Genomic DNA, 20534 nt, shown 5'->3' with positions numbered 1-20534 from the left:
GAAAAGTGGGTTTTCCGTGGAGGGGAGGCCCCCTCCACACCTCCCCCTGTGGAGCTGGTCGTTGAGGCAGACCCCTCAGGCACCTTACCGGTAAATTTTCAGACACGCTCTCAGGCGTACAGGTGGCACTCCACCAGGCGGCCGTCTCGTTGCACCTGGGGGACTGGCTCCCGGCAGACGGGCATGAAGTGGGGACAGCGGTCCTGGAAGCGGCAGCCCGGCGGTAGATGGATCGGCGTGGGCACGGTATCCTTGATGCGCAGCGCGGGCGCCCGATGATGCGGATCGGGCACCGGCACGGCGGAGACCAGCGCCTGTGTGTACGGGTGCAGCGGCTCGCCGATCACCTGCCGCGTCGGCCCCATCTCCACGATGCGTCCCAGGTACATGATGGCCGTGCGCTCGCACATGTACTGGATCAGCGACAGGTCGTGGGAGATGTAGATCACCGCCAGGTTCAGGTCCCTTCGCATCTCCCGCATCAGGTTGAGGATGCCCGCCCGCACGGAGACGTCCAGCATGGAGACCGGCTCGTCCGCTACCAGGAAGGCGGGCTCCAGCACCAGGGCTCGCGCCAGCACCACCCGTTGCAGCTGGCCGCCGCTGAGCTGGTGGGGGTACTTGCTGAGATAGTTGTCCGGCGGGCTCAAGTGGACCCGCTCCAGCGCCTGGAAGACGCGCTCCTCCCGTTCCTGGGCATCGCCGATGCCGTGAATCAGGAGCGGCTCCAGGAGGGAGCGGTAAATGGTGAAGCGTGGGTTCAGCGCCTCATAGGGGTTCTGGAACATGAGCTGGGCGCGGCGGCGGAACGCTTTGAGGTCGGAGCCCGATAGCTCTCGCAGGGACCGGCCGTTGAAGAGGATGTCGCCGCTCGTCGGCTCCACCAGCTTGAGCACCAGCTTGCCGGTCGTCGTTTTGCCGCAGCCGCTCTCCCCGGCCAGCCCCAGCGATTCCCCTCGCGCCAGATCGAAGGTGACCCCGTCCACGGCGCGCACGGCCAGCCCCTCGTCCCGGCCGCGCATCGCCGCCCAGAAGCTCTGACGGAGCGGGAAGTACTTCTTCAGGTCCTGCACCTGCAAAAGCGGCCCGGCATCCGAAGCTCGGCTCGCTCCCTCGGTTTGGGCCACTACGCGAGCGTCTGCCACGTCTCCACCTCCTGCGCCCGAACTCTCAACTCCTCCACGTCCTCCACTCGATGGCAGGCGACCCAGTGCCCATCCTCGACCTGGATCAGCGAGGGCGCCTCCTCGCGGCAGCGGGAGAGCACAAAGGGACAGCGATCGGCGAACCGGCATCCCGGCGGCGGGTCGATCAGGTCCGGCAGGTATCCCTCGATGGAGATCAGCACATCCCGGGGCTGCGCCAGGTTGGGAAAGGCCTGTTTCAGGCCCAACGTGTAGGGGTGGAAGGGGCGGTAGAAGATCTGGTCCACGTCTCCCCATTCCATGATCTTCCCGGCGTACATGACGACCACCGAGTCGCACGTCTGCGCGACCACCGACATGTCGTGCGTGATCATCAGGACCGAGAGGGAGAGCCGCTCTTGCAGATCCCGAAAGCGCTGGAGCACCTGGTGCTGGACGATCACGTCCAGCGCGGTCACCGGCTCGTCGGCGATGATCAACGCCGGATCCAGCGCCAGCGACATGGCGATCACGGCGCGCTGCTTCATCCCGCCGCTGAACTCGTGTGGGTAGTAGCGCAACCGGTCGGGATCGAGCCCCACCAGCTGGAAGAGCTCCACCGCGCGCTCCCGGGCCGAGGAGCGATCGTATCCGCCGCGCTCCACCAACACCTCGATGACCTGATCTCCCACCCGGTAGACGGGGTCCAGAGCGTCCATGGACGATTGCGGGATGATGGCGATGTCACGCCAGCGGACCTGGCGCATCTCCCGCTCGCTCAGCGAGAGCAGATCCCGATCGCGAAAGCGGATCTCGCCGCCCACGATCTGGGCGTTTCGAGGCAGCACGCGCACGATCGCCCGTCCGACGGTGGTCTTGCCGCAGCCGCTCTCTCCGATCAGCCCCAGATGCTGCCCCTGCTTCAAGGAGAAGCTCACGCCGTCCACGGCCTTGACCGAACCGCGAGTGGTATCGTAATAGATCTTCAGGTCCTTTACCTCTAATAGCACCATGGGCTCCTCGTCATTGCCGTTGCAATCTCGGGAAGAGCACTTCCTCAAAGCCTCGCCCGATGAAGAATCCGGCCATCACCGTCAGCATGATGCACAGGCCCGGCGGGATGAACCAGTAGTAGGCCTGGCGCGCCATCGCCTGCGAGACGTAGGCGTCCTGCAACATGTACCCCCAGCTGATGGTGTTCGGGTCGCCGAAGCCCAGGAAGCTGACCGCCGCCTCCGTCAGGATCGCCCAGCCGACGGCCAGCGATCCGTACAGGAAGGTGAGCGGCAGGATATTGGGCGCGATGTACAGGAAGATGATCCGCAGGTCGCTGGCCCCGGTGACCCGCGCCGCCTCCACAAAGCTGCGCTCGCGCACCGTCAGCACCTGCGCCCGGATCACCCGCCCGGAGTCGCGCCACAGGAGCAGCGCCATAGCCGCCACCGTGTTCCAGATGCTGGGCTCCAGGAAGGCGACCAGGACGATGACCAGGGGGAGGAACGGGATGCCGAAGGCGACATCGGTGATGCGCATCAGGATGGTGTCCACCATGCCGCCGTAGTACCCGGCGATCAGCCCGACCAACGTCCCGATGATGGCGACCGCCAGCGCGGCCGTGAAGCCGACCAGCAGGGCCGCCCGCGCGCCATACACGAGCTGGGAGAAGATATCGCGTCCGACGTTGGTGGTCCCCAGCAGGAACTGGGCGGAGGGCTTCTGGTTGGCCATCCAGGTGCCCGCCTCGTCCGTGACGATGGATTGGGGATCGTAGGGCGCGATGTAGGGCGCCAGAATCGCCACGAGCAGGAAGAAGGCGTAGATCAGCGCCCCCGCCAGCGCGAAGCGGTCCTGTCGCAGCACCTGGGCCGAGGCCCTCAGCGCGCTGAGCAGGTTCTCGACCACCCACGAACGACGCCATGTCGCTTGAGAGGGAGGGACCATCGTCTCGGTTGTCATCCTCCTACCCTCCTGGCGGTGGAGACTCGGGGATCCAACAGCCCGTATAGCAGATCGGCCACCAGGTTCATGACGACCATCACCACGGCGATCAGGAAGAAGGCCCCCTGGGCCAGCGGGTAATCGCTGGCGCCGACGGCTCGCACCAGCAGGCGGCCGATGCCGGGCCAGCCGAAGACGTTCTCGATCACGACGTTGCCGCCGATGCTGTAGCCCACCCCCAGCGCCATCGCGGTCACCACGGGGAGCAGCGCGTTCCGGGCGGCGTGGCGCAACATGATCCGCCACTCGGAGAGCCCCTTCATGCGCGCCATGACGATGAAGTCCTCCTCCAGCACGTCCAGCATGTTGTTGCGCATGAGGAGCAGGGGGAGGCCGTGCAGGTACAGCGCCATGGTCAGGGCGGGCAGCGCCAGGTGGCGCCAGAAGTCCAGGGAGAGGATCTTCTCCAGCTCGGACTCGTAGATCGTGCCCGGGCTGGTGGCCCCCGATGAGGGGAACCAGCCCAGGGTGAAGGAGAAGATGGTCAGGGCGATCATGCCGACCCAGAACTCGGGGGCGGCACGGGTCATCAGGGTGAAGGTGATCCCGATCTTCTCCAGCCAGGTTCCCCGCCGCCACGCCATGATGATGCCCCCGATCACGCCTGCGATGTAGGCCAATACCAGGGCCACGCCGGTCAGCAGGATGGTGTTGGGGAAGGCCTCCCACACCAGTTGAGATACGGAATCACGATAGAAGAATGATTGCCCAAGCTCTCCCTTCAGCAGGTTGCCGAGGTAGATGAAATATTGCACCCATAGCGGCCGATCGAGCCCGAACTGGTGGAGCAGGATCTGCTGCTGCTCTTCCGTGAAGGTGGGGTCGATATAGGCCACCAATGGGTTCCCCGGCGCCAGCCGAAAGATCAGGAACAGTATGGTCACCACCACCCACAAGACCAGGACGCTTTGCAGCAGACGCCCGACCAGGTAACGCCAGCGTCCTTGTTGCATCGTCCCTCCTCTCCTGCATACGCGATTTCGGAAGCAAGGGCGGAATTATCCTGTCCCGTTGGCATCAAGTCCTGCAGCCCTGGAGAAGCACTTTTTCCCGCCATTTGTTGCCTGGTTGGCTTGGATTGTAGGATTGTAGGGGCGGGTCTCAGACCCGCCCCTACTGTGATGCGGGCATTATGGGACCGGGGCGAATGCGGCCTATTCGCCTGCCAGCGTCTCCACCTGTCCTTCCGGATACAGAAGGCGTCCTTCGTCATCCCATGCATACCCGGCGTCGGCCAGGATCTGCTTGGCCTTCTGGATATCTCCTTCGCCGAACTTGGGCAAGTTGGGGTTGTGCCAGTATTCCAGCGCCGACGAGACGTGCGAGTCCGCGATCACGCCGAACCCCTTGTAGACCGACTGGAGGATCACCTGCTTGGGGATGGCGGTGGCCACCGCCCGCCGGAACGCTGCGTCATTGAAGGGCGGCCGGCGCAGGTTGAAGGCCAGGAAGCGGAAGCCCACCTCGACGGTGGAGACCATGGTCAGGTTGTCCTGCTTGTCCACCTGGCTCTTCAACAGCTCCAGGTCGCCGGTGTAGTCCGACAGGAAGTTGATCTCGCCGGTCTTCAGCATGCCCAGGGTCGCCTCCACGTTGGGGATGACCCGCAGGATCCAGCGATTCATCTTGGGCGCGTTGAAGTGGTCCGGATTGGCCTCCAGGATCACCTCCTCGGCCGGCTTCCAGTGGACGAACTTGAAGGGGCCGGATCCGATGGGGATCTCCTCCTGGTAGGACTCCGCGTTCTCCGGCTTCTCCATCAGGTCCTTCAACACCGGCTCCCAGATGTGTTTGGGGATCAGGTTGATCTTGGCCAGCGAAGCGGTCTCGAACGCGGCGTAGGGCTCCTTCAGCTTGAAGCGGACCACGTTATCGCCGATCACCTCGATGTCCTGGATCTTGGCCACGAACGGCTTGTACATGGGGGCCTCGTCCCCCATCATCGGCGCCTGGAAGGAGAAGACCACGTCATCCACGGTCACCGGCTCGCCGTCGTGCCACTTCATCCCCTGGCGCAGGGTGACGTCCACGGTGGTGTTGTCGATCCACTCCACCTTCTCGGCCGCCCACGGCTGGGGCAGACCGTCGGGCCCGATGCGCATGAGCCGGTCCCACACCAGCTCGGTGATCCAGGAGTCCACGGCTCCGCTGATGTAAAGAGGATTGACGGCCTGCACCACGTCGGCGCTGTTGAGGATCATGTCCTTCTGGTCGCCCTTGGGCGTGGCGTTGACGAAGGTCCAGAAGTTCTTGATCCCGATGCCGGCGGCGTCGACGATGGAGTCGGGCTCCCATACCTCGTTGTTGTACACGTAGCTGACCAGCGGGTAGATCCAGAAGACGTAAGGCTGGTCGTTGGCGATGATCTCCTGGGCTTTGTAGACCAGCTCTCGGCGCTTCTCACGATCCACCTCAGAGCGCTGGGCTTCCGCCACCTGATCGTACTCGGGGTTGATGTAGCCGACGAAGTTGTATCCCGAGGGCGCTGTGGAGGAGTGGAACAGGTTGTAGATGAACTCGTCCGGGTCCATGCGCTCCGGCCGGCCCACCATGCGCCAGCCCGTCATGTCCCAGCTCTCGCGATTGTACCAGACGAGATCGGCCTGCTGCTCCCAGGGGATGGCGCGCTGCACCACGTCCAACCCCAGCTGCTTCAGCGTCTCGACCACCAGGCGCGTCGCCTCGAACTCCTGCGGGTCCGCGCCCTGGGTGTTGCTCAGCACCACGAGCTGCCGAATGCGGCGAGCGGCCGTGTCCTCCGCGGGCGCGGCCGGCTGCTCCTCCGCAGGTGCGGCGGGCTTCTCCTCTGCGGGCGCGGCGGGCTGTGTAGGCGTCGCCTGCGCACAGGCGGAGAGAACCAGGGAGATCAGGATCAGGGAAGTCCAGAGTAGCCTTCTGAAGCTCATTACGTACCTCCTACGCTTGTAGTCGTGTGGATCGTTCGTCGTGCGCGTCTACGGAACGATAAGCCAACGATGCGCCTTTGGACACCACCTCCTTTCGTCGCAGCCTGTCCGGGAAGCGGGATGAGGCGCCGGACGACTCGGCCAGCCTGGGGGGATGGATATGCTCCGGACACGCTCGGTGCTTCGTCGGGGAACGCGGGCTCGGATATCGCCTCGCGCGCTGCGTCGTATGCCCCGATCGGGGATAGGGAGGCCCTGCGTCCCCCGGCCGGTTATTTCCCTTTGGTGACGAGAAGCCCTTTGCTTCCCTTCGCCTTCCCCGCCGCCAGCTTGGGCGGCGTCATGTACGCTCGCTTGGAGTGGGTCAGCCGTGCGCCGACCAGCATCTCCGCCACCTTCAGGCTGGTGCGGGAGGGGTTCACGACCGGGATCCCCAGGGCGTCGGACAGGTCCTCCGCCACCATGAGGAAGCCCATGGTCATGCATCCCAGCACCAGCACGTCGGCGTCGTCCTCCTCCATGGCTCTGCGGCCCTCGGCGATCATCTTCTCCAGCGTGGCTTGGCGGTCGCGTGCCAGCTCCAGGACGGGCACATCGATGGCCCGCACCGAGGCCAGCTTCTCCCCCACGCCGGCCTTGCGCACCTGCCATCGCGTGGGCGCCACCACGCTCTGCATGATGGTGATGACGGAGAACTGGTGCCCCAACATGGCGGCCGTCAGGAACGACGCCTCGCCCGGGCCGACCACGGGCATGGTCAGCATCTCCCGCATGGCGTCCAGCCCCGGGTCGCCGAAGCAGCCCAGGATGGCCGCGTCGTAGCCCTGGGCCTCCATCTCCAGCATCAGCTCCACGGTCGCCGGGATGCTGATGTACTCCTCATACATGGACTCGATGGAGGCTGGCCCCTGGGGCACGTCCACGATGTCCACCTGGGTGCCGGGCGCGGCGAACTCCTGCAGGAGCCTGCCCCGTCGCTCCAGCTCGGCCTTGCCCTCGGGCGAGCTTCCCATGGGGCCCGGCACCACGTAGACGATGCGCATCATCACACCTCCTCTGTGAAGTACGGACGGTCGTAACGGTCTCGGTGAGTGATGTCGACGATCGGCAGCCGGGGGCGTGGGGGCGGGTTCTCCGCCGGGTACCCCACGGCCAACAGGGCGAAGGGGCGGACGTGATCGGGTAGCCCCAGGGCCCGGACGACCTCGTCCGGGCGGAGCCCGCCCACCAGGCAGGTCCCCAGCCCCATCGCCGTGGCGGCGATCACCATGTTCTCGGCTGCGATGGCGACGTCGACCAGCGCCCAGTATCGTTTGCCCTCCTGGCCGTAGCGAGCGCCGGTCCGCTTGGTGTCCACGCACAGAGCGATGAGCCCCGGCGCGCGGGAGATCCATCGCTGCGGGTTGCCGGGGCCGGCGTGGTAGCCGCTGAACGTGGCGGCGACCAGCTGCTCCCGGACGTCCGGGTCCTCCACCACGACGAATTCCCAGGCCTGCATGTTGCCGCTGGTGGGGGCCAGGGTGGCGGCGCGCAGCAGGGGGACCATCCAGTCGTCCGGCAGCGGCCGATCGCTAAAGGCCCGAATGCTGCGTCGGCGGGCCAGGATGTCCATGACGAGGGCCAGATCGTCGGAGAGATCGGGCCCGGTCGGGGGATGCTCCATCGGCTGGGCCGGGCGCTCCGGGGCGTCGGCGGGAGCGTCGGCCCAACGCTCTCGGTGCAGGAACTCCTCCGGGCTCAGCTTGGGCGGGGTCTCCAGGATGGCGTCGTCGGCCGGATAGCCCAGGGCCAACAGTCCGGCCGGCTCCACGTACCACGGCAGCCCCAAGACGGCGCGCAGCGCTTCATCGTCCACTTCTCGCACCCAGGCGCTGGCCACCCCGTGCGCCCACGCGGCCAGCCGCAGGTTCTGCACCGCCATCGCCACGTCCTGCTGGCCGAAGACGGCGCCGCGAGGTCCGAAGCGGGCCCGGGCTCGCTTTCCCTCCATCACCGGCGCCAGGATCAGCGGCGCGTCCGCCAGCCATCCCTGCGCCCCGTTGGAGCCGGGCGTCAGGATCGGGTCCAGGGTCGTCTGGACCAGGGCGGACTTCACCGCCGGGTCTGTGACGTGGATGACCTCCCAGCTCTGCGTGTTGGCCATGGAGGGCGCCTGGGCGAAGGCCGTCAGCAGCTCCTCCAACAACCCCTCGGGGAGCGGGTCCGGCCGGAATCGTCGCACGTTCACAATGCCCCGCATCAGGTGCAGGAGATCGCCTGGATCGGTCATGTTCCCCTCGGCTTGTGATGATCTTCGGTTAAGAGCATGCTCGGGCCGCGATCGCTCGTGCCTCTCGCAGCGCCCAGATGACCCGGTTGCGCCCGCGCACCAGGTGCGCCTGGGTGAAGCGGGCCATGTCGCTGTCGGGGTCCATCGTCCCCAGATCCATGATCGGCGCCAGATCGGGCAGCGGCGGGACGGAGACGGCCGGCTCGGTGCGGAAGCGGCCGTGGCGGGTGTAGTTGATGGGCACCAACACCCGGGCCAGCCGCAGCATGGCCTCGTTGTAGGGGCGGGGATCGTCGGCCTCGGCCGCCTGGGCGTGGAAGCGGACCAGCTCCTCTCGCAGCGCCTGGGCCTCCTCGATGACGGGCGAGAGGTCGAATCGCCCCCGGCCCGCCTCCTGGTATCGGGCGAGCGTGCCCAGGAACTCGTCCGCCAGATGCACGAAATTGAAGGGGTACAGCCGGGCGTTGGCCACCCGGCTGATGGCGGTCACATACACGCGCAGGTCCCGCAGCAGGTTGTCCCGATCGGCCAGCTCCAGGGTGTCGTCCTCGGTGTGCCAGCCGATGTTCCCGCCGCACCCGCCGACCGGGTAGTAGCCCTTCTCCTCGATCAGCTCTTTGGGCATGGAGGACAGGAGCATGAAGAAGGAGGTGATGCCGATGTTGTTGAAGGAGTAGTCTCCGGCCTGGTAGGGGCGTCCTCCCTCGGCCTCCTTTCCCGTGGCGTCCCGGATAGCCTGCTGGCAGAACGGTTCCGCCTCCGCCATCCACGAGATGTCGTAGTATTCCGTGGCCCAGCGGCAGCCCGGGCTGTCGATGTTCACCTGGGCGATGCAATTCTCCGCCAGGTCGATGGCGAAGGTGTCCGCATACCAGGTGGAGCCCGCGTAGCGGCCCGTGGAGTGCCCCGGCCACCAGGCGATCCGGATGCTGCGCTTGAGCAGGTCCCGATGTTTCCAGAAGATCCGGGCCAGCTCCAGGAGCGTCGCATCCCCTACGGCGTTGTCGCCGATGCCCACGTCCCAGGAGTCGAGGTGCCCGTGCACCAGGAGGAACTTCTCCGGCTCCTCCGTCCCCGGGATCTCGGCCACGACCAGGGGGCAGGTCATCCACCCTTCCGCCAGGTCGGTGTGGATGGTGACGTGCACAGGGCCCTGGGCCAGTGCGGCCTTCAGCGCCTCCCCGTCCGGGTGGTTGATGGCCACGACGGGGGTCTTGGGCTTGCGGGGCAGCGTGTCCAGATCGGGCGTGCCCCAGATGGTCGTGCAGATGCCCCAGTGGATGCGCTCGCCCGGGTTGATGTAGATCTGGCCGATGGCGCCCCGCTGCTCGAAGTCGTAAGCGGGGCCGGGGCCGCCGAACCCCTCCGCCAGCACGATTTTGCCGCGCACGTCCACGTCCGGGATCCCCGTGGGATCGAAGATCTCGTCGAAGAAGCGGGTCTCCGCAGGGGGGACGTAGACGAGTTCGCCGGTAAGCCCCTTGGGGCCCGTGTTGGCGGAGAAGCTGGGGGCCTTGGCCTGGATGGTGCGCGATCCGCCTTCGATGGTGACGCTGGCCGAGCGCGGGACGCTGAGGTACAGCTCGGGCTGGTACACCGTGTGAGGCACGCCGAGCGCTTGCAGGCGATCGGCGATGTATTGGGCCGCGGTGCGCTCGTCCTCGCTGCCCGATTCCCGGACGAGCGTGGAGAACCGCTCGATGAGCGCCCACGGCTCCTCGATGGAGATCTCGTCAAGCAAGCGCTGTTCAACGGCCGGGACGAGCCCGGGATGGGGATGGCCCACGGTTCTCTCCTCCTCGTGCGTGTGTAAGATGGTGATCTCCGCCCGGCCGCCTCGCGTCGCGATCTCGTCGCGGCGGCGGGTATGGGGCGGAGAGGGCGGTGGCTTGCATGGTATGGCCGCGCGCTTTCCCGTTCGATTCCACGCGAAATGGCTCCGCCGGGTGGTGCCCTTGGGGCGCAGCGTCACCGTCGCAAGCTGTGTGCTCGCCTAGAACGTCATGGGAGGTCAACGTTGACCGCAGGAGGACATCTTCGTCGGGAGGTATACGTTAGAGGATATGTCATGCGTGTGCTCTAAGAGATTGTAGCCTAGTGTGGAACGGATGTCAAACGCCGTTACACTCTGAAAAACAGAATCCGCCGGAAAAGCGAAAGCGGCGGGAGATCCCGCCGCCGCTATGGTGCTATTCACGACCGTGCCGTCTGGTGGGGAGGGGGAGGCGTCACCCCGTCGTTTCGCTCTTGATCCGCCGTCTCAGCCCACCGGATCGCACCCACGCCTCGAACGCGTCCAGGTCCGGCAGGACGACGTCGGAGAGGTGCTGCACCACCCAGTTCTCCTCTAATGGCGAGATGGAGATGATGACCCGGCCGCGTCGGTAGGCCTCGTACATCTCCATCGCGGTCCCCATGCTGGCCTGCGGGACGTACGCCACGACGACGTCCGATTCGCCCGCCGCGCGGGTCATCTCCAGCAGCGTCTGCTTGGCCCGATCCGGCGGATAGTTCACGGAATCAGGATGCAGCGCCCAGGGATCTATGATCTCCGCCTGTGGATGTGCCTCCTGGATCACCCGGGCGATCCGGCTTCGATAGTCTTGCGGGTGGAGTTCCAGCCCTGGATTGGAGCCCTGCATGATCCCTGCGATGAATACCTTCATGGTTCCGTCTCCCCTCCCTGCTTCCCATATGGTGGCCGGGGCTTCCCCCGGAAAACAAAAGGCCGCCGACTTACACCGGCAGCCTCTTGCTCGCAAGATCCCCGCCGTGCCGTGTGCCAACGTGTTTTGAACCTGCTTTCGCAGGTGGGTGCCTACCGAGGGTTCCTGTCTTGCCACAACGGGCTATCACATTCCCCCTCTGGCAAACGGCTCCCTAAGTTTTGGTGTTGGCTCAAAACGGCTGCTTGGCATCACGGACACCGCAGGGTATCGCACCTCTAAAATACCACAACTCGCTTGGGTTGGCAAATAGCCCTTGCGGCCCAACCCCGTTCATCCGCCATCCATCGCCTGCAAAACGTCGGCCAGCTCCTCCGGGGAGACGGTGACGTTTCCCAGCCGACGCACCACGAGCCCGGCCGCCGCGTTGGCCAGGCGCGCCGCGACCGGCGTCTCCAGCCCCGCCGCCAGCGCCAGCGTCATCACGGCGATCACCGTGTCGCCTGCCCCGGTGACGTCGAACACCTCCGATCGATTCGCCGCCGGGAGGTGGAGCACAGGCCGGTCGTGGGCGGCGATGGTCATGCCCTCGGGTCCTCGGGTGATCACCAGGGCGCCCGCCCTCAGTCGGGATCGCAGCTCCGTCGCCGCCCGCTCAAGGTCCCGGTCTCCTGCCAGCGGGCGGCCCCATTGCGCCTCCGCCTCGGCCCGGTTGCATTTGACCAGGTCGAACCCGGGAAAGGCGTCCAGCCGGCCCTGGGAGTCCACTGCCAACAGGAGCCCATGTTCACGGGCGGCATCCCTTGCCGTCTCCACCAGCGCGGGGACCACCACACCCGATCGATAGTCTGAGATGAGCAGCGCGTCCGCCTCGGCGGCCAGACGTCGGATGTGCGTCTGTAGCTGCTCCAATGCCTCGCCGGTCACCGGCTCCCGCCGCACCCGATCGATGCGCGCCAGGTGTTGGGCGAAGATCAGGGATCCCTCCGCCACGATCCGGGTCTTCACCGTGGTGCATCGTCCCGGGCTCACCACGACGCCGCTGGTGTCCAGCCCGGCCGCTGTCATCTGATCCATCAGCCGGCGGGCGTCGGCGTCGTCCCCCACCAGGCCGACCACGGCCGCCTGTCCCCCCAGGGCTGCTACGTTGTGCGCCGGATTGGCGGCGCCCCCCAGCACGGTGAAGCTGCGCATATACTCCAGCACGGGGACGGGCGCCTCCCGGCTCAGCCGCGTGGCCCGCCCGACCAGGTACTCATCCAGGATCAGGTCGCCGATGACCACAACCCGGTGTCCGGCCAGTCGTCTGACGAGGGTCGTCGTCTCTGTCACCATGCTCTCTCTCCCAGGATACGCTCCGCCATCACCCGGATGGCGAAGTGGGGTAGGGCCAGCATGCGCCGCCACCGCCACGGCTGCCGGGTCAGCCGGTAGAGCCACTCCAGCCCCATCTGCCGCATCCGGGGCGGCGCCCGTTTGACCACGCCGGCGATGAAATCGAACGCCCCACCAACCCCCATCATCACGGGGACCGCCAGCGCGTCCCGGTGGCGGGCGATCCACAGGTCCTGCTCGGGCGCGCCGTAGGCCACGAATAGCATGTCCGGCTCCGCCGCCCGCACACGTCGCACGATCTCAGGGGCCTCGTCGTCGGCGGGCGATCCGGGATATGTGTCCGCGATGCGAAGTGCGGGGTGGCGAGCCTGCAGGATATCGGCGGCTCGCCGGGCGACGCCCGGCTGCGCGCCCAGGAAGAAGAGGCGCCAGCCCTCCTGGGCCGCTCGCTCGGCGATCCGGGGCAGCAGATCGGAGCCGGCCACTCGCTCCGGCAGGGGGCGTCCCAGGATCCGTCCCGCCCAGAGCAGCCCGATGCCATCGGCCAGGCAGAGGTCGGCTGCCTCCAGGGTGGCGCGGAACTCGGGATGGCGACGGGAGGTCATCACGTACTCTGGGTTCACGGTGACGACGTGATGCGGGGTGCCCTGGGCCACGAACTGTCCCAGGCGCTCCAGCGCCTCTTCCATCGTCAGCGGATCCACCCGGACGCCCAACACACGCCACTCGCTCATCCCGTGGGCTTTCCTCCGTGCTCGCTCCATAGCTCCAGCGCGGCCTCGATCACCATCTCCGGCGTTATCCCGGCCATGCAGGTGCGCTGCGGGCATCCATCGCGTGCTCCCACCTGCGTCCCGATGTACGAACAAGGGCTGCACGGGATGCCGGTTCGCACGATCCGTATCCGCTCCGGCGGCGCCCATGGTGCCCATGCCCGGTGATTGGACGGGCCGAAGATGGCGACGACGGGGACGCCCACGGCGGCCGCCAGGTGCATCACGCCCGAGTCCGCCCCGATGAACAGGCGGCTGCGCCGCAGCACGGCGATCAGGTCGGGTAGATCGGTTCGCCCCTGCAGGTTGAGCGCCGTCCGGCGCATGGCCCGCGCTACAGCCAGGCCGTCATCCGCCTCCGTGCCCACCAGGATGACGTGCGCTCCCAATTGGTCGATCAGGGCATCCGCCACGGCTGCGAACCGCTCCGGCGCCCAGCGGCGGGCCCGGCTGTAGCCGCCCGATCCCGCGTGGATCACGATGTACGGGAGCCGATCGTCCCCCAGGAGTCCGGTCGCTCGCTCGTCCTCATCCGGGCGCCGGGGCACGGTCAGGGAATCGTCCTCTATGTCCGCTCCCAGGGCCTGAGCGATCGCCAGGGCGTATTCCACCTCGTGCCGTTTGCCGAACCCCTGGTCGGGCACGGGGCGTGTGAGCCAGCCGTGCCCCCGGCCGTTGTCCAATCCAGCGATCCACGGCGCCCCAGTCGCTATGGCCAACATTCGCCATTTCAGCGCGCCATAGCCGGTGCTGAGATGGTGGAACAGCGCCACCGCATCGTAGCCGGCCGATCGCAGCGTTGCGTATAGTCCTATGAGCTGCCGCCATCGGTCGGGGCGCCAGAGCGAGCGAGGATCGTCGTAATCGTGCTTGGGGAAGGGGATGATCCGATCGGATAGCTCCAGGCGGGCGATCAGCGGGGCGGTGTGGGGGGTGACCAGCACATCCAGCCGGGCATGTGGATAAGCCGCCCGCAGCGCTCGCAGGGCGGGCGTGCAGAGCAGCACGTCTCCCATGTCGGCCAGCTTCACCGCCAGGATCCGCTGGAGGGATGGCGTCATGGCGTCCTCCCCACGCGCTCCAGGAGGTCCAGCACCTGACGCGCCGTCCGTTCCCAGGAGAAGCGTCGCACGTTATCGCGTCCGCGCCGGATCAGGTCCTGACGCAGGTCGGGATCGGACAGAAGCCTGCGCAGTCCTGCCGCGATGGCCTCCTCGTCCTCGGGATCCACGAGCCAGGCCGCGTCGCCGGCTACCTCCGGCAACGAGGAGACGGTGGAGGTGAGGACCGGTACGCCGCATGCCTGCGCCTCCAACACTGGGAAGCCGAACCCTTCGTATAGGGAGGGGTAGGCGAAGATCTGGGCGCCGGAGATCAGGGCGGCCAGGTCCTCGTCGGCGACATAGCCGGGAAAGCGCACCCGCTGCTCGATCCCCAGCCGCCGGGGTTCGGCCAGGATGGGGGCGGAGAGCCAGCCCGGCCGGCCGGCTATCACCAGTTCCAGGTCTGCGGGTATGGCCTCGTCCTGCGTGATCACCCGGGCGAACGCCCGGATGAGCCGAACCAGGTTCTTGCGTGGCTGGAGGGTTCCCACATAGAGGATGTAGTGTGGGCCGATGTTGTAGCGCGCCCTCGTCGCCGCCAGCGCCTCAGGGTCTCGCACCTGTCGCAGTGACTCGTCTCGGCCGGGATAGGCCACGATCACCTTGTCGGGGCTTACGTGGTAGGTGGACACCAGGTCGTCTCGTGTTGCCTGGGAGTCGGCCAGGATCATGGTGGCCGCGCGCGCGTTCCAGCGCGTGGACCATTCCAGGTAGAGCCGCTGACGCCATGGGTGGGCTTCGGGGTGGTGGCGGTAGCCCAGGTCGTGTACCGTGACGACGGTGCGGCGTGGCCTCCAGAGGGGAAGCACGTGTGCAGGCACGAACAGGACATCCGGCGGCCGGGTGAGCATCTCCCAGCTCAGCCCCAGGTGGGTCCACAGGCGTGGCATGGGGATCACGCGCCAGCTCACCCGCTCGTGGGTTTCGATGAGCCCCGGCGGGGGCGGCGATGGGCCGTATAAACGCCACTGGTGCCGCTGGTCCAGGGCCAGCATGTGGCGGATCAGCTCCAGGGAGTACCGCTCGGTGCCGGTGCGTTGCGCGCGCAGCGTCCGGCTGGCATCCACTCCGATCAGCATCGGCCTGTCGGGCGGTCCGCTGGCCGCGTTCAATCCATCTGCCATTCGGGCCTTGGCTCGAGCTTGGCCACCCGGCGGGCATGTCGGCCGCCGTCGAACGAGGCTCGGATCCACGTGTGCACGATGTCCAGCGCCCGCCCCGTGCCGACCACATGGGCGCCCAGGCAGAGGATGTTGGCGTCGTTGTGCTCGCGGCTGATCCGGGCCATGTAGGCGTCGGTGCAGACGGCCGCCCGGATGCCCGGGTATCGGTTGGCGGCGATGCTCATGCCGATGCCGGTGCCGCCGATCAGGATGCCGAACGTGCACTCTCCCGCCTGAAGCCGTTGCACGACTTTATGGGCGTAGTCTGGATAGTCCACCGAGTCGTCCGTATGGGGTCCCAGATCCTCCACGTCGAATCCTTCCATGCGCAGAAAGGCGATGATCTCCTTCTTAAGATCCAGCCCGGCGTGATCCGATGCCACCGCGACACGCATGCGCAGACCCTCCCCATTGAGATCCATGCGGTGGAATTATAGCATGTCGCGAGGCCGACGCCAATCAGTGTGGGGGCGGGCGGCGTATCCCCTTTCGGTGGAAATACGGCGGGGGGCTTTGAGGGGCGCAGCCCTTGTAGCTGTCCTCGGGCGCCCACGAGGGGCGCCCCTATAACGTCCGTTTTCAAAGCTTTCAAGAGGGGGCGAATATGGAAATCGCCCTGCCTTCTGTGCTCCTTGAGGGGAGGAGCGGAGGGGGGCTTGGCGCAGCTTCCCCCGGCTACTCCACGGGGTGGAGGTAGGAAAGCACCTCGGCCAGCATGGTCCGGGTGATCGGCCCCGGGCGCAGCAGGCGGGGCGGGTCGGTCGTGAGATCCAGGACGGTGGAAGGAACTCCCCCGGGACACGGGCCGCCGTCAAGGATGAGATCGATGTTGGGCCCGATCTGCTCGTCCACCTCCTGGGCGGTGACCGCGTCGGGCTCGCCGGAGCGGTTGGCGCTGGTGGTCGCCAGGGGGGCGTGGAGGAGTCGCGCCAGCCCCTGGGGGATCAGGTGGTCGGGGATGCGCACCGCTACGGAATCCCCGCCGGCGATCACCGGCTTGGGCACGCGAGGATGTGCCGGCAGGACCAGGGTGAGCGGCCCCGGCCAGAAGAGCTCCGCCAGGTCCCAGGCCATCTGAGGGATCTCCCGGGCGACGAGCTCCATATCCTCGGGATCGGCTAGCAGCAGCGGGATCGGCCGATCGGTCGGCCGCCCTTTGGCTTGATAGATGCGCTCGACCGCCCGGGGGGAGAAGGCGTGAGCGGCCACGCCGTACACCGTGTCCGTCGGAAAAGCTACGAGTCCGTTGGTACGCAGAACCTGTGCCGCACGATCCAAGGCCTCATCCAGCGCCTCGGAATCCGATGCCAAAACGATCTCAGCCATGGAGTACTCCGTCGAGAATGAATCGTGCGATCACGGCAGCCACGCCGTCCTCGTCGATGGGAGGGGCCACCCAGTCCGCAGCGGTCTGGACGCGCGCGTTCGCCTGCCCCATCGCGATCCCCAGGCCGGCCCACTCGATCATCGCCAGGTCGTTCTCCGCATCTCCTACGGCGATCACTTGCTCTCTAGGGATTTCCCACGTCCTGGCCAGCCAGGCCAGAGCCTCCCCCTTGGTAACCCCGGGGGCGGTGATCTCCACGAACTTAGGGTCGGAGCGGACGATCTGGGCCTGTCCGCCGAAGCCGGCACGCCACGCCATCTCCGGCTGTTGTGAGGAGCGCTCGTCTTCCGGCAGGAAATCGATGAACTTGAGCACCCGGCGGATCCGGCCGGAGTTCAGCCATTCCGCCAGCGAAGGGACCTCTCGCGCCGGAAGCCCGATCCAGCGATCGTACATGGCGTCCGGGTGATGTCGCTCCTCGATCCACATCTGTCCGTCTGCGAATAGCAGCAGGTGGCGCTGGTGCGCCCGTCCCCATCGGGCCACCTGGGCGGCCAGCTCGATGGGCATCGTCCGCTCGTAGAGCACCTCGCCCGACCCGGGGAGGCAGATCATCCCGCCCTGGTAGCAGATGACGGGATCGCTCAGCCCCAGGTGATGAGCATAGCGTAATGAGGGCGCCTCCGCCCGGCCGGTGGCCAGGATGACGTGGACGCCCCGTTCCCGGGCCTGATGGAGGCTCTGGATCACCGTCGGACTGATGTGGCCGTCCTCAGCCATCAGGGTCCCATCCAGGTCAACGGCCAGGATCTTCCAGTTCACCGCACGGCCCTTCCGTGAGCGGGCGTGCACGCCGGTTCGTAACCCTCACGTGACGATACGGACGATGCGGTCCAGATCGGCATAGTCCCGAATCACATCCACGCGAGCCCATGGGAAGTGGTGCAGCGCCATGCGGCGCACCGCCTCCCCCTGGTCGTGGCCGATCTCCAGCAGGATCACTCCCTGTGGCAGCAACCAGGAGGGCGCCTGGGCCAGCAGGCGATCGATGACCGTCAGCCCGTCGGGGCCGCCGTCCAGCGCCAGGCGGGGCTCGTACTGTCTGATATCGGGCGCCAGCGTGGTCCAATCCGTCTCCGGCACGTAGGGCAGATTGGCGATGATGAGCTCCACTGGCTCCGAGAGCGGGGCCAGCAGGTCCCCCTGCAGGAGCGTCACCTGTTCACTTACGCCGTACCGCCACACGTTCTGTGCGGCCACGTCCAGCGCATCCTGGGAGATGTCGATCGCGTACACGTGCACCTTGGGGCACTGAACCGCCAGCGTGACGGCGATGGCGCCGCAGCCCGTGCCCACGTCTGCCACCCGCAACCTGCGCTCGACGTTGGCATCCCCGTTGCGGGCGTCGAACCAGCTCAACGCCTCAATGGCTTGCTCCACCAGGACCTCGGTCTCCGGCCGCGGGATCAGCACCCTTCGGTCTACGATGAAGTCCAGCCCGTAGAAGGACTTGCGTCCGACCAGATAGGCCACGGGCTCGTGCTGTGCCCTGCGCACGACCAGGGACTCGAAGGTCGCGATCTCCTCCGGTAAGAGCTTGCGCTCGGGATGTGCGTACAACCAGGTGCGGCTGACGCCCAGCGTATGGGCCAGCAGCACCTCCGCGTCCAGCCGGGCGGTCTCGCAGCCTGCCTCCTTCAAGCGCTGCTGTGCTGCCGTCAACGCCCGGCCTACCGTCGTCTCCCTCGCCAATCGCCACTTCACAACACCTAATGGTACTACATACTGTGCCTCGGTTCCATGCTCCCGATCATCTCGGCCGTCCCACCTTCGGGACAGGGCGGGTCGTGCATTGACCTGCATCTTCTCCGTTTCCTCCAACTCGTGTTCCTCGCTTTCAGGGAGTTACACCTCATGAGTGGCTTGGAGGCGCTCCGCCTGATCGGCGGCTGCCAGCGCCTCGATGAACTCATCGATCTCCCCATCCAGGATTTCTTCCAATCGATAGGATGTCAGCCCGATCCGATGGTCTGTGACCCGATTCTGGGGGAAGTTGTAGGTACGTATCTTCTCACTACGATCGCCTGAGCCGACCTGCAGGCGGCGCGCCGTCGTGACCTGGTCCATCTGCTTTTGTCGCTCCAGGTCGTACAGCCGGGCGCGTAGGATCGCCATGGCCCGCATGCGGTTTTGGAGCTGCGAGCGCTCGTCCTGGCAGGTGACGACGATGCCGGTGGGCAGGTGGGTGATGCGTACCGCCGAGTCCGTGGTGTTCACGCTCTGGCCGCCATGCCCCGTGGAGCGGTACACGTCGATGCGGAGATCCTTGGGATCGATCTTGACCTCCACCTCGTCCATCTCCGGCAGCACGGCCACCGTGGCTGTGGACGTGTGAATGCGGCCGCTGGCCTCCGTGGCGGGGACTCGCTGCACCCGGTGCACGCCGCTCTCGTACTTCAGGCGGCTGTAGGCGCCCTTGCCCTTCACCTCGAAGATGATCTCCTTGAAGCCGCCGATGCCCGTCTCGTTGGCGCTCAGCACCTGGGTCTTCCACCCCTGCTTCTCCGCGTAGCGCGTGTACATGCGGAACAGGTCCGCGGCAAAGAGCCCGGCCTCGTCGCCTCCGGCGCCCGCCCGGATCTCCATGATGACGTCCTTCTCGTCGTTGGGATCGCGCGGCAAGAGCAGCATGCGCAGGCGTTTCTCCGTCTCCTCTCGTTCTTTCTCCAGGCGGTGGATCTCATCCTTGAGGAACTTCACCATCTCCGCGTCCGTCTCGTCCTCCAGCATCTGGCGCGCCTCTTCGATCTGCTCGTTCAGCGACTTCCAGTGTCGATAGGTCTTGACCGTCTCCTCGATCTCCGCCTGCTCCTGCGCCAGACGAGCGACCCGCGCGTGATCCGTGACGACCTCCGGATCCGCCATCAGTCGCGATAGCTCCTCATATCGCTCTTCGATTCGTTCTACCTGCTCAAACATCACTTTCCCTTCTTCACGTCCGTAGGCAGGCGACTGAAGCGCTTGCAAAGGATACGATACGGCAGGAATCGCCCCCTGGCAATGGACCAAACGGCCATGTCCAGGCCGCTGGGGATGGGAATGCGCCGCGATCCCCACCTCGCAGGGAGGTCCTCGCCCGGGGCCTGTCCCGCCGTCGGCTTATGGGATTGAATTCCTTGGGTCGCTCAGCCCTCTTTGAAGACCGGCAGATGTCCCAGCGCGATCACGTTCGGCCAGGCGTCCTCATCGCCCTCGGTGAAGACGGCTGCCTCGGCCACCACGGTGCCGCCGGCCTCGGCGACCAGCTTGCGCATCCCCTCCAGGGTGCTCCCCGTGCTCACCACATCATCCACCAGGATCACTTTCTTGCCCTCGATCAGGGAGCGATCCTTCCCATCCAGCCACAGCGTCTGCGGCTTTCCCGTCGTAATCGAAACGACTTCCACGCTCAAAGAGTTCACCATGTACGGCTTGCGGATCTTGCGCGCCACCACATACGGGATGCCCATGCGAACCGAGAGGGCGTGGGCCAGCGGGATCGACTTGACCTCGGGCGTCAACAGCGTGTCCGCATCCTGGGGCAGCCGCTTGGCCAGCTCTGTCGCGGCGGCCTCGACCACCTCCGTGTCACCCAGCATGTTAAAGATGGCGATGGAGACGCCCGGCGCCACCTCGAACAAAGGGAGATGGCGGGTGACTCCGGCCACCTGGACGGTGTAGAATTTCTGATCGGTTGGCTCGCTCATGACTCTTCCTCCGCGATGTCGATCTGTCCGGTTGTGCCGTGGCTGTAGAGCCCCGCGCAGGCGCAGCATTGTACCATAAAAGTACGCATTCCATGAAACGATGTGTTTTCAGGTGGTCTCCCTC

Annotated in this window: 19 protein-coding genes and 1 other RNA gene; all 20 read right to left on the bottom strand. The window is 66.4% G+C overall.

Annotated features, from left to right (window positions below; translation table 11 throughout):
- Nucleotides 1-110: 110 nt before the first annotated feature.
- Entirely contained in the window at nt 111-1022 is a 912-nt protein-coding gene (locus tag GXP39_10010; protein ID NOZ28369.1) for an ABC transporter ATP-binding protein, read from the bottom strand.
- Nucleotides 1023-1126: 104 nt separating this feature from the next.
- Nucleotides 1127-2137 carry an ABC transporter ATP-binding protein gene (locus GXP39_10005; protein NOZ28368.1) on the bottom strand — a complete coding sequence of 337 codons (1011 nt, stop codon included), beginning with the start codon at nt 2135-2137 and terminating at the stop codon, nt 1127-1129.
- Nucleotides 2138-2147: 10 nt separating this feature from the next.
- Nucleotides 2148-3065: an ABC transporter permease gene (locus tag GXP39_10000; protein NOZ28367.1), complete on the bottom strand. Its 918-nt coding sequence runs from the start codon at nt 3063-3065 to the stop codon at nt 2148-2150.
- Nucleotides 3066-3076: 11 nt separating this feature from the next.
- A complete protein-coding gene (locus GXP39_09995) occupies nt 3077-4075 on the bottom strand; it encodes an ABC transporter permease (GenBank protein ID NOZ28366.1) in 999 nt (332 codons plus the stop codon).
- A 201-nt stretch (nt 4076-4276) separates the two neighbouring features.
- Nucleotides 4277-6028 carry a twin-arginine translocation pathway signal protein gene (locus GXP39_09990; protein ID NOZ28365.1) on the bottom strand — a complete coding sequence of 584 codons (1752 nt, stop codon included), beginning with the start codon at nt 6026-6028 and terminating at the stop codon, nt 4277-4279.
- Nucleotides 6029-6300: 272 nt separating this feature from the next.
- Complete coding sequence (locus GXP39_09985; GenBank protein NOZ28364.1) at nt 6301-7074, bottom strand: hydrogenase expression protein HupH; 774 nt, start codon at nt 7072-7074, stop codon at nt 6301-6303.
- A complete protein-coding gene (locus GXP39_09980) occupies nt 7074-8297 on the bottom strand; it encodes a hypothetical protein (GenBank protein ID NOZ28363.1) in 1224 nt (407 codons plus the stop codon). The genes GXP39_09985 and GXP39_09980 overlap by 1 nt, the downstream gene beginning before the upstream one ends.
- A gap of 28 nt (nt 8298-8325) precedes the next feature.
- The gene (locus tag GXP39_09975; GenBank protein ID NOZ28362.1) at nt 8326-10083 is read right to left on the bottom strand and encodes a M28 family peptidase; all 1758 of its coding nucleotides are present in this window, start codon (nt 10081-10083) and stop codon (nt 8326-8328) included.
- A 442-nt stretch (nt 10084-10525) separates the two neighbouring features.
- Complete coding sequence (locus tag GXP39_09970; GenBank protein NOZ28361.1) at nt 10526-10963, bottom strand: hypothetical protein; 438 nt, start codon at nt 10961-10963, stop codon at nt 10526-10528.
- Nucleotides 10964-11058: 95 nt separating this feature from the next.
- Nucleotides 11059-11235: non-coding RNA, 6S RNA (gene ssrS / locus GXP39_09965), on the bottom strand.
- A 61-nt stretch (nt 11236-11296) separates the two neighbouring features.
- Nucleotides 11297-12298, bottom strand: coding sequence for a ribokinase (locus GXP39_09960; GenBank protein ID NOZ28360.1), 1002 nt, complete (start codon nt 12296-12298; stop codon nt 11297-11299).
- Entirely contained in the window at nt 12292-13032 is a 741-nt protein-coding gene (locus GXP39_09955) for a WecB/TagA/CpsF family glycosyltransferase (GenBank protein ID NOZ28359.1), read from the bottom strand. Before GXP39_09955 ends, GXP39_09960 begins: the two co-directional genes overlap by 7 nt.
- Nucleotides 13029-14132: a glycosyltransferase family 9 protein gene (locus GXP39_09950; GenBank protein NOZ28358.1), complete on the bottom strand. Its 1104-nt coding sequence runs from the start codon at nt 14130-14132 to the stop codon at nt 13029-13031. Before GXP39_09950 ends, GXP39_09955 begins: the two co-directional genes overlap by 4 nt.
- On the bottom strand, nt 14129-15253 hold the full coding sequence (locus tag GXP39_09945; protein NOZ28357.1) for a glycosyltransferase family 4 protein: 1125 nt from the start codon (nt 15251-15253) through the stop codon (nt 14129-14131). The genes GXP39_09950 and GXP39_09945 overlap by 4 nt, the downstream gene beginning before the upstream one ends.
- A 29-nt stretch (nt 15254-15282) precedes the next feature.
- Nucleotides 15283-15732: a ribose 5-phosphate isomerase B gene (rpiB, locus tag GXP39_09940; GenBank protein NOZ28356.1), complete on the bottom strand. Its 450-nt coding sequence runs from the start codon at nt 15730-15732 to the stop codon at nt 15283-15285.
- Nucleotides 15733-16012: 280 nt separating this feature from the next.
- A complete protein-coding gene (locus GXP39_09935) occupies nt 16013-16663 on the bottom strand; it encodes a threonylcarbamoyl-AMP synthase (protein ID NOZ28355.1) in 651 nt (216 codons plus the stop codon).
- Complete coding sequence (locus GXP39_09930; GenBank protein NOZ28354.1) at nt 16656-17486, bottom strand: HAD family hydrolase; 831 nt, start codon at nt 17484-17486, stop codon at nt 16656-16658. Before GXP39_09930 ends, GXP39_09935 begins: the two co-directional genes overlap by 8 nt.
- Before the next feature lie 45 nt (nt 17487-17531).
- Complete coding sequence (gene prmC / locus GXP39_09925) at nt 17532-18527, bottom strand: peptide chain release factor N(5)-glutamine methyltransferase (GenBank protein NOZ28353.1); 996 nt, start codon at nt 18525-18527, stop codon at nt 17532-17534.
- Nucleotides 18528-18569: 42 nt separating this feature from the next.
- Nucleotides 18570-19643 (bottom strand): peptide chain release factor 1, encoded by a 1074-nt coding sequence (gene prfA, locus GXP39_09920; protein NOZ28352.1) that lies wholly within the window; start codon nt 19641-19643, stop codon nt 18570-18572.
- A 206-nt stretch (nt 19644-19849) separates the two neighbouring features.
- Complete coding sequence (locus tag GXP39_09915) at nt 19850-20410, bottom strand: adenine phosphoribosyltransferase (protein NOZ28351.1); 561 nt, start codon at nt 20408-20410, stop codon at nt 19850-19852.
- Nucleotides 20411-20534 lie beyond the last annotated feature (124 nt).

The organism is Chloroflexota bacterium (assembly GCA_013152435.1).
Classification (GTDB): Bacteria; Chloroflexota; Anaerolineae; order DUEN01; family DUEN01; genus DUEN01.
This window is presented reverse-complemented; position numbering and strand designations above follow the sequence as displayed.

What these genes read in the sequence shown, in the direction of transcription:
- GXP39_09935 (NOZ28355.1), bottom strand. Translation starts at nt 16,663, where the DNA reads ATGGCTGAGATCGTTTTGGCATCGGATTCCGAGGCGCTGGATGAGGCC.
- GXP39_09985 (NOZ28364.1), bottom strand. Translation starts at nt 7,074, where the DNA reads ATGATGCGCATCGTCTACGTGGTGCCGGGCCCCATGGGAAGCTCGCCC.
- prfA (NOZ28352.1), bottom strand. Translation starts at nt 19,643, where the DNA reads ATGTTTGAGCAGGTAGAACGAATCGAAGAGCGATATGAGGAGCTATCG.
- GXP39_09955 (NOZ28359.1), bottom strand. Translation starts at nt 13,032, where the DNA reads ATGAGCGAGTGGCGTGTGTTGGGCGTCCGGGTGGATCCGCTGACGATG.
- GXP39_09950 (NOZ28358.1), bottom strand. Translation starts at nt 14,132, where the DNA reads ATGACGCCATCCCTCCAGCGGATCCTGGCGGTGAAGCTGGCCGACATG.
- GXP39_09990 (NOZ28365.1), bottom strand. Translation starts at nt 6,028, where the DNA reads ATGAGCTTCAGAAGGCTACTCTGGACTTCCCTGATCCTGATCTCCCTG.
- GXP39_10000 (NOZ28367.1), bottom strand. Translation starts at nt 3,065, where the DNA reads ATGGTCCCTCCCTCTCAAGCGACATGGCGTCGTTCGTGGGTGGTCGAG.
- GXP39_09980 (NOZ28363.1), bottom strand. Translation starts at nt 8,297, where the DNA reads ATGACCGATCCAGGCGATCTCCTGCACCTGATGCGGGGCATTGTGAAC.
- GXP39_09960 (NOZ28360.1), bottom strand. Translation starts at nt 12,298, where the DNA reads ATGGTGACAGAGACGACGACCCTCGTCAGACGACTGGCCGGACACCGG.
- GXP39_10005 (NOZ28368.1), bottom strand. Translation starts at nt 2,137, where the DNA reads ATGGTGCTATTAGAGGTAAAGGACCTGAAGATCTATTACGATACCACT.
- rpiB (NOZ28356.1), bottom strand. Translation starts at nt 15,732, where the DNA reads ATGCGTGTCGCGGTGGCATCGGATCACGCCGGGCTGGATCTTAAGAAG.
- GXP39_10010 (NOZ28369.1), bottom strand. Translation starts at nt 1,022, where the DNA reads ATGCGCGGCCGGGACGAGGGGCTGGCCGTGCGCGCCGTGGACGGGGTC.
- GXP39_09915 (NOZ28351.1), bottom strand. Translation starts at nt 20,410, where the DNA reads ATGAGCGAGCCAACCGATCAGAAATTCTACACCGTCCAGGTGGCCGGA.
- prmC (NOZ28353.1), bottom strand. Translation starts at nt 18,527, where the DNA reads ATGCAGGTCAATGCACGACCCGCCCTGTCCCGAAGGTGGGACGGCCGA.
- GXP39_09945 (NOZ28357.1), bottom strand. Translation starts at nt 15,253, where the DNA reads ATGCTGATCGGAGTGGATGCCAGCCGGACGCTGCGCGCGCAACGCACC.
- GXP39_09995 (NOZ28366.1), bottom strand. Translation starts at nt 4,075, where the DNA reads ATGCAACAAGGACGCTGGCGTTACCTGGTCGGGCGTCTGCTGCAAAGC.
- GXP39_09970 (NOZ28361.1), bottom strand. Translation starts at nt 10,963, where the DNA reads ATGAAGGTATTCATCGCAGGGATCATGCAGGGCTCCAATCCAGGGCTG.